The sequence below is a fragment of the Bacteroidota bacterium genome (assembly GCA_030706565.1).
Lineage (GTDB): Bacteria > Bacteroidota > Bacteroidia > Bacteroidales > JAUZOH01 > JAUZOH01.
Genome location: JAUZOH010000155.1, coordinates 1 through 8,364, shown reverse-complemented (window position 1 = coordinate 8,364; position 8,364 = coordinate 1). Strand labels below are relative to the sequence as shown.

At 35.2% G+C, this 8,364-nt stretch carries 7 protein-coding genes; 3 read left to right on the top strand and 4 right to left on the bottom strand.

From position 1 onward, the window contains the following. The first annotated feature begins 378 nt into the window (after positions 1–378). The 3 genes from Q8907_09320 (at position 379) to Q8907_09310 (ending at position 3,113) form a co-directional block, all read left to right on the top strand. Positions 379–870: an aspartyl protease family protein gene (locus Q8907_09320; protein ID MDP4274463.1), complete on the top strand. Its 492-nt coding sequence runs from the start codon at positions 379–381 to the stop codon at positions 868–870. Positions 871–965: 95 nt separating this feature from the next. Beyond that, positions 966–2,009 (top strand): GDP-mannose 4,6-dehydratase, encoded by a 1,044-nt coding sequence (gene gmd / locus Q8907_09315; GenBank protein ID MDP4274462.1) that lies wholly within the window; start codon positions 966–968, stop codon positions 2,007–2,009. 3 nt (positions 2,010–2,012) lie between these two features. Beyond that, positions 2,013–3,113: a GDP-L-fucose synthase gene (locus Q8907_09310; protein MDP4274461.1), complete on the top strand. Its 1,101-nt coding sequence runs from the start codon at positions 2,013–2,015 to the stop codon at positions 3,111–3,113. 82 nt (positions 3,114–3,195) lie between these two features. Here the strand turns inward: Q8907_09310 and Q8907_09305 are convergent, their stop codons facing one another. The 4 genes from Q8907_09305 to Q8907_09290 form a co-directional block, all read right to left on the bottom strand. Beyond that, on the bottom strand, positions 3,196–3,840 hold the full coding sequence (locus tag Q8907_09305) for a SagB/ThcOx family dehydrogenase (GenBank protein ID MDP4274460.1): 645 nt from the start codon (positions 3,838–3,840) through the stop codon (positions 3,196–3,198). A gap of 34 nt (positions 3,841–3,874) precedes the next feature. Further along, positions 3,875–5,698, bottom strand: coding sequence for a [Fe-Fe] hydrogenase large subunit C-terminal domain-containing protein (locus Q8907_09300; protein MDP4274459.1), 1,824 nt, complete (start codon positions 5,696–5,698; stop codon positions 3,875–3,877). Between the two features lie 724 nt (positions 5,699–6,422). After that, on the bottom strand, positions 6,423–7,166 hold the full coding sequence (locus Q8907_09295) for a hypothetical protein (GenBank protein MDP4274458.1): 744 nt from the start codon (positions 7,164–7,166) through the stop codon (positions 6,423–6,425). Between the two features lie 550 nt (positions 7,167–7,716). Then, positions 7,717–8,364: hypothetical protein (locus Q8907_09290; GenBank protein MDP4274457.1), on the bottom strand; the 648-nt coding region annotated here is incomplete at its 5' end.

Genomic DNA, 8,364 nt, shown 5'->3' with positions numbered 1-8,364 from the left:
GATTAAAGATTTAATTTACTTTAGTTTATAGTTTACTATCAGTAGTATAGATTTAATAATTCCATGTTGAATCCAAAGGTTTTTGGGTAGACATGGAATTGTTAATTTATATAATAACCTTTTGATTTGTATATAAATATATTATTTACTTAAAGATTACTTAAATTTTAGCCTAATTAAAAATTTATAAATCAATAAAATATGATTTTTGTTCAATTGACTTTTCTACTTTTTAATCCGTTTTTTAAGAAATTTTTTGGAATTAAAGGTTTTAGGGCTGAAATTTTTGATGTAAGAATTTCAGGACGTGGTATTAATTAAATCAATACTTTAGAAATAATAACTCAAATGATTTTAATATAGTTAAATATAAATATAATGGTTGCGCATATTCCCATAGAAATTATTCAGCTTGACCAGGAAAGCTATCATTTATTTGTCAGATGTTTCATTCAGGGGAAGGCTTATTCCCTGGTAATTGATACGGGCGCTTCTAAAACTGTCTTTGCCTTCAATATCCTTAAGGATAGGGTCGAAAACCTGAAGCAGAATGAAAATGAGATGCAGAGCGCAGGAATATCTGCCCAGATAGGGGAGAGTTTTCAGGGTACCCTCAGGGATTTCAAATTAGGCGCCCTTGAACTTCCTTCATTTGAAGTAGTTCTTATTGATTTGACTTATGTGAATGAAGTTTACAGCAAAATCATGGATAAGACCATCAGCGGGCTGATTGGAAGCGATTTTCTGCTCAAATACAAAGCTTGTATTGATTATCAGAAAGAAGAACTTACCCTGAAGTTCAAAAAACATAAATCTAAGGGTCAAGTGTTAGATAATCATTCTGTACCAGGGTATGTTGCATGTTTATAAATGAGTCTGCTTTAAGAAATATTGTCTGAATGAGGAAATTTCAAGACATAATTTTTACTTTTGTTTATCATTCAAAAAACTAGAGAGAAAAGAATATGAAAACAGCTTTAATTACGGGTATAACCGGACAAGACGGTTCGTACCTTACCGAGCTTTTACTGAGCAAAGGCTATGAGGTTCATGGTATCATACGGCGTTCAAGCTCTTTTAACACTTTCCGAATTGAGCATCTTTATGAAGATAAAAACATTCTTAATAAGACGATGTTTCTCCATTATGGCGATCTGACCGACTCGAGTAACCTGAACCGTATTCTCGAAAAAGTCCATCCCGATGAAATTTATAACCTGGGTGCCCAAAGTCATGTACAGGTATCGTTTGAAGTTCCTGAATATACCGCAGAAGTGGATGGAGTGGGTACCTTGCGTTTCCTGGATGCAATTAAGGAAACCGGTTTGAGGGCTAAATTTTACCAGGCTTCCACTTCCGAACTTTTTGGAAAGGTGCAGGAAATCCCTCAATCCGAAAAAACTCCTTTTTATCCCAGAAGTCCTTATGCTGCCGCAAAACTCTATTCTTACTGGATTACCGTAAACTATCGAGAAGCTTATGATTTATTTGCCTGCAACGGGATTTTATTTAACCACGAGTCGGAACGACGGGGCAAAACCTTCGTAACCCGTAAGATAACTGTGGCAATCTCGAAAATCATGCTGGGTATACAGGATAAATTATTGCTGGGTAATCTGAATTCCAAACGTGACTGGGGTTATGCGCCCGAATATGTCGAAGGGATGTGGCGTATCCTGCAGGCTCCTGAAGCCGGAGATTATGTCCTGGCTACCGGTGAAACACATACCGTAAAGGAATTTATTGAAGAATCATTCAAATATTTTAATGAAGAAATTGAATGGAAGGGCAGGGGAATTGAGGAAAAAGGTTATTTAAAATCTTCGGGAAAAGAAGTGGTTGGTGTTGATCCCCGTTATTTCAGGCCTACCGAAGTAGATCTGCTGATTGGAAATGCTTCAAAGGCAAAAGAAAAACTGGGCTGGGAACCAAAAACCAAGTTTAAAGATTTGGTCAAAATTATGATCAACGCCGATTATACTAAGATCAAGAATAGAGAAAGCTTATAAAAAATGGAAAAAAATTCAAAAATATTTGTAGCTGGCCATAGAGGACTGGTGGGTTCGGCTATTTACCGAAACCTGAAAAGTAAGGGTTATGACAACATTATTACCCGTTCCCACAGTGAACTTGATTTAAAAGACCAGCAGGCAGTTGTTGATTTCTTTCAAAAAGAAAAACCCGAATATGTTTTTCTGGCTGCTGCCAAGGTAGGCGGTATCATGGCCAATAGCATTTACCGTGCCCAGTTCATTTATGAGAACCTGCAGATTCAGAATAATGTGATTCATCAGAGCTACCTCAATGGAGTAAAAAAGCTCATGTTTTTGGGTAGTTCCTGTATCTATCCCGGGAATTGCCCCCAGCCCATTAAAGAAGAATACCTCCTTACCAGCGAGCTTGAACACACCAATGAACCTTATGCACTGGCAAAAATTGCCGGACTAAAGATGTGCGAGGCTTATAATTTCCAATATGGGACGAATTACATTTCTGTTATGCCCACCAATCTTTATGGGCCCAATGATAATTACAACCTGGAAACTTCTCATGTGTTGCCTGCATTGATCCGTAAAATGTTCCTGGGAAAATGTCTAGAGAACAACAACTGGTCTGTCATACGTGAAGATTTTGATAAAAATCCTGTTGAAGGCGTAAACGGCAAGGCCGATGAAAAAGCCATTCTCGAAAAAATAAATAAATATGGAATTCAATATCAGGGTACGGATAAGAAAGTTTCTGTAGGATTATGGGGAACAGGCAAGCCCCTGCGTGAGTTTTTACATTCGGATGATATGGCTGATGCCTGTGTTTACCTGATGGAAAAAGTTGAGGCCAAAGATATCTTTGAGATTACAGGAAGTGCAAAAAGGGTTATTCCAATCAGCCATATCAATATTGGCACGGGAACCGACCTGACCATTGGCCATCTTGCAGAAATGGTCAAAGAGATTGTGGGATTCGAAGGAGAAATAAAATGGGATAGTTCAAAACCTGATGGTACCTATCAGAAACTTTTGGATGTTTCGCTTTTACATAAACTGGGGTGGAAAGAACATATTTCCATGCAGGAAGGGATCAGTCAGATTGTGAAGAAGCAATTTGAAAATTAATCTTTGATTTTTATAAAAAAACTCCCGGTTAAGATAAACTTTAGCCAGGAGTTTTTTTATGGATTTACGAAAGGGAATTAAATTATTTACCTTCCCTTTTATAGGATACCGGATGATTTAACATCAGATACTGAGAACTTCTCAGTTTTAGCAGATCTTTTAGTTTTTGTTGATTCATTCCGGCTCTTGGCCTGGTGGCCAATCCAACTGAAGCACAAAAAATGCTGATATTTTGAGAAACGATTCCTGCATCTTCGGCGGCCCAAACCAGTTTTAAAGAATCCGTGCCAAATCTGAACCTGGAAATATCTGAAACAAGCAGGAAAATTGTTGAAGGAGAAGATTTCTCCTGTCTGCCGGCAAACAGATTCCTGTTATCTCCTTCTGCAATTAAATCAAGTGCATGTTCTTTGGCGTTATAAAGGTAAGCCCCTGATTCGAGAAAAACATAAATATCTATGTCCTGTGCATTCATTGCGGAAGGCGCCGTACGTTTCCCTATTGCAGGCCGGTTGATGCCATTAGCTGCCCATAATAAATCAGATAAATCCTGAAGTTTTAAGGGGGCAGTATCAAATTGACTGTCTGAGGCTCTTAATGACAATGCTTTCATAACAGGATATCCCCTGGTCAAATCCGGAGGGTTTAATTTAACCGTTTTCTGTCCTTGGGCTGACAAAAGCCCTGCAAGTAAGGTGAAGCAAATTAAAAAACTTATCCTTTTCATAATTTTCATTTTAATGATTAAAGTAAAATTACGACTAATTTTTGATTACTCTCTCATTTAAAACCTGGGTTTCTTGCGTGAATATTGTGGTTTTATCATTCAGTTCAGAAATCATTTCAATAATGGAACTCAGGTTATTGCTTATTTTAAGGTTAAGGTCATTGGCATTCGAAAAATCAGATGAGGCCATATTGATACTTTTATTAATTGTCTTAAATAACAAGGCAATTTCATCAAGGTAAGGTTTTATCTTCTTTGATTGTGTTCCGGATTTTTCAGCTAAACGTTTCACTTCCGATGCAACTACAGCAAAGCCACGTCCCATTTCGCCGACGTGGGCTGCTTCTATGGCTGCATTTAAAGCGATCAAATTGGTCTGGTTTGAAATGGTTGAAAGTGAATTGGCAATATCATCAAAATCATTTAATTTATTGGCGTTATCATTAACTAATGAAAGAAGTTTATCGAATTCGACTTTTAATTTTTTTGTCATGGTTTGGATTCCCTCTACCGAACTTTGCGTCACATCTCTTTTCCCCTCTAGTTTATTGGACGTATCTTTTATACCTGCAGCCATCTCTTCAATAATACTCGATTTATATTGATAGCAGTTTTCCTTTCTGTTGAGGTTGTTGTATATGGCAATAGCCATCTTTTCGCAGGTATCATATCCACAGTAAGCACAGTTATAGAAATCACCTTCTTTAACCTTCCGCATTTCCTTATAAATTTGCTTTAACTCCTGTTCAGAAGGTATTTTAATCTGATTATTGCCGGAAAGATCCCTGTATTTTCTGGCGTATAAGTCTTCATCCCAGTATTTCTCCAGTATTTTATCAATCTGTTTTTTGGATACATACTTTTGTTCAGTCTCATTTTTCCTTTTTTCGATATAATACTCAATTTTATCCAGGGATTCATCCTGATTTAAAGTCCCGGGGCCACCATTGCAACCGGATTCACAGTTCAGGCAATCGATCAGTAAGGGGGCACGACCGGCAACAATTTCCTCATAAAGGGTATTCAGGTATGGGTAAATGGTATCTTTGCCTTCAATTTTACGCGTTACTTTTCCAATTGAGGGGACTTCCCTTTCAAGGGTGCGCAATAACCCTCCCGGGGTTGAAAATAAAACAGCCCTTTCGGCAGGAGGATTATCGTAGTCCGTATCCCGAAATCCGGATAAATTGATTTCCTGACTGATTATAAAATCCTCTAATGATTTGATGGTGACATTATAATCCCCCATACCTGTTTCTTCAAATTCCCGTTTTTTAGCCAGACAAGGTGAAATTGCAAGAATACGGTGTTGGGCATATTGAGGATAATATTTTTTGATCATCTTCATCGTGTGCATCATTGGGCTATCTGCAGGGGCCAGGTAGGGCAATAATTCAGGCTTATAGGTCTGGATATAAGTGACCAGGGCCGAACAGGGCTGGGATATTATACATTGGGGTTTGTTTTTCGAAAGGTGATTTAAGTAAGATTTAACTGTTAATTCAGCACCAAAACTAACATCGAATACTGCATCAACTCCCATTTGTTTTAAAAGGCTATTGATTTTTAGATAATTGTCCGGAAAATTTGAAGCTATTGAAGGGGCAACAATAGCGACTATTCTGATTCCGTTGTCCAGGTCATTTAAAAATTCAGAAAAATCATCATGATAGATCCGGGCACTATGGCTACAGGCTTTGATGCAGGCCCCGCAACCTATACATTGTTCATTTATTACTTCAACTGTATTACCAATGCAAACGTTGCAATATTTGATAGGACATACAGCAATACATTTATGACAATTGACACATTTTTCTCTGTCAACACTTAAAATTTTAGGCAATTGGGTTTTCATAAAAAAGGAATGGTTAATATTTAAGATTGAAATTAAACAGAGATTGTTTTAAAATCTGTCATGCTGAAAAAAATCTTTTAATATTTTCTTTTACTATGTGGAATTAATTAAAAAATTATGAATCAAGCAAATAATTTTGCGATAATAACATACTAAAAGTAATTGATAAAATTTTAATAGAAAAATATATTCACATCCATATATTTTAATTGCCCTTGTATTTATTATTATTGATATTAGAAAAGCTCAAAAGGCTCCTGATGCGCCTTTTTTACTGATTGAGTTGAAAACCGTTATTTTTTGGTAATTTTTTTCAACAAAAAAATTCAATATAGTGGAATAAAAAATATAGGGCTTACTGCAGCAAAGTTCAAAGTTAGCTTTGGTTTTATTTTTTAGTAAAAATTGCTATGAAGGGGATATTCAAAATGATTTAATTTTCCGGAATAGTTAGTATTATGTCTCTATCATATTTTCCCTTGTATTCATTAAACTTGCATTTCGGAAATGTTTATTCACTTCGTTAATCAGTTTATAAGGTCGATTAAAGGTTTCTTGAGATACTTTAATGTTATTGTTATTTCTAAGGACAAAATCAGAACGACAAAAAAAATATAAATTCTCAGGTCAGGCACTTAATTTGAGGCAAAATTTTTAAACTGGCAGATTAAATCGTGACTAATTCAGCTAAATGCAAAAGCCCCTGCGAACAGTCTCTCTATTTTTAATATGTAAAATCTCTTTCTTTTACTTGTGTCCTGTCAACCTTGGTTAATATTACGTTATCAATATAATAATACGCACCAATATCAAAGGGTGATTTACTATTTTCTTTTATATCATCTTTTGTCCAGATTAGGTCGCTATCTCTTTGAAAATTCCCAATAGTTAAAAATCGTTCCTTTCCTTCTGCTTTGTAAATAGCAGAAAGCAAAACCCAACCTTTTTTTGAGACAGTTGATAAATCAAAACTTATTTGTGGTGTCAATTTCAGTTCTCTTGTAGTAGATTTATTTACTTCCTTTTTACTTAGGTATATACTAAGCTTGTTTATGCTAATCTTTGAGTACAACGCATGTGTGATTAAAAATGAAACACGATATAATGTGTCTTTTTTCAAGGCGCTATTCAGTTTAGTGCTTATATATTCTCTTGAATAAAAGTTTTTCACACCTATCGTGCCAGTTAAACTAGCAACAATAAAACCAACATAACCATTTCCGTTTTCAGAATAAGCTTTACCAGCAAAGTTATTAGGAACACTTGCTAATCCTTTACTACACTTATTAAAGTAGTCTGGAGTACCTTTTGTAGGACTATACCATGCTGTTAGAAAATGTTTTTGCGAGAGATAAGAATTTGGGCAATTCTCAAAAATCTCAAATTCACCATTTATAACAAGGTTTTGTCCTACTACAGGAATACATATGAATAACTCTAATGTTAAGATATATTTTATATGCTCCATTTAAATAAATATTAATACCTATATATGTTTGGTAAAGCGGAAACCGGCTCAAACTTGTAAAATTCCTCAGAAAATCCTTTGATCCAATCTCTGACTGTCAGATCAAGTCTTGACTTTTACCGTTTAAACAATACAAGAAAAGCCGGATTGCTCCATCTTTTTTGCAATTACATCTTCGTTGTCTATTTGAAATTCACTGAAACAAAGAATAAAATAAATGATAAAATAACGTAAGTAATAATAGTAAACGTACCAATATTCTGATGCATTTTTGACTCATTACTATATTTCTGCTCGATTCTTATATATCTCTTATTTACTAAAAACAACCAACAATTTAAGCCTAAAAATACTCCCATTATAATTATGACAATTGCAATAGAGCTAAAAATCGGTGGTGTTAACAATATTTTATGTAGAAAAATATCTAAAGTAAAAAAGTTCACAAAAAGAATAGCCGTAAGAGTAAGCATAGCAAATATCACACTTTCTATTTCAGAAAATTTAGTACGTTGTCTTTTGTACAATCGGTAAAATAAATATTGATATATCATTTTATTTTAATTATTGTTAAAGGATTAAAAGGATTTAAGCCTGGTACCATAATATGCCCATTACTTTTATATAGCGATTGATTAGCATCAAGAAAATTGTAGAAGCCATTTAAGCCACCTGCTGCATTTAATGCTGCAGTTCCAACTCCAATAGCTGTACCAGGACCATGCCAAGCGTAACTAATACCTATTGCTGCTGCAACAATACCAACGCGACCAGCATTTCCCCAAGTAGGATTTTGATTGTATTTATACATGTCAATACCTAAAGAAGCTATCATGCCTGTATAACCGATAGTTTTGACTCCAATACCAATTCCTCTAACTAATGGTCTTGCAATATCGGGTTTACTCATGCCTTCTATTGAGTATCTTGCAGCATCACTCCAGATATTAGAAACCCTACCTCCTATATTTGCTGCTGTATTTATACCATCTAATGTTGAATTAGATACCCCTTGTCCTGAGTGAACATTTCCCCTTTTATTAATGTAGTTATCGTTACCATCAGATCTAAAAATATAATGAGAATTTTTCTGCTTTTCACTATTTTGTCCGGGAATATTTAAACTCCAATGACTTTTTCTCTTTTTGTCAGGATCGTTATTTTCATAAAAATCACCATTCTTTGAAAATACTTCCTG

Coding starts and splice junctions, on each gene's coding strand:
- Q8907_09310 (MDP4274461.1), top strand. CDS start 2,013: ATGGAAAAAAATTCAAAAATATTTGTAGCTGGCCATAGAGGACTGGTG.
- Q8907_09320 (MDP4274463.1), top strand. CDS start 379: ATGGTTGCGCATATTCCCATAGAAATTATTCAGCTTGACCAGGAAAGC.
- gmd (MDP4274462.1), top strand. CDS start 966: ATGAAAACAGCTTTAATTACGGGTATAACCGGACAAGACGGTTCGTAC.
- Q8907_09300 (MDP4274459.1), bottom strand. CDS start 5,698: ATGAAAACCCAATTGCCTAAAATTTTAAGTGTTGACAGAGAAAAATGT.
- Q8907_09295 (MDP4274458.1), bottom strand. CDS start 7,166: ATGGAGCATATAAAATATATCTTAACATTAGAGTTATTCATATGTATT.
- Q8907_09305 (MDP4274460.1), bottom strand. CDS start 3,840: ATGAAAAGGATAAGTTTTTTAATTTGCTTCACCTTACTTGCAGGGCTT.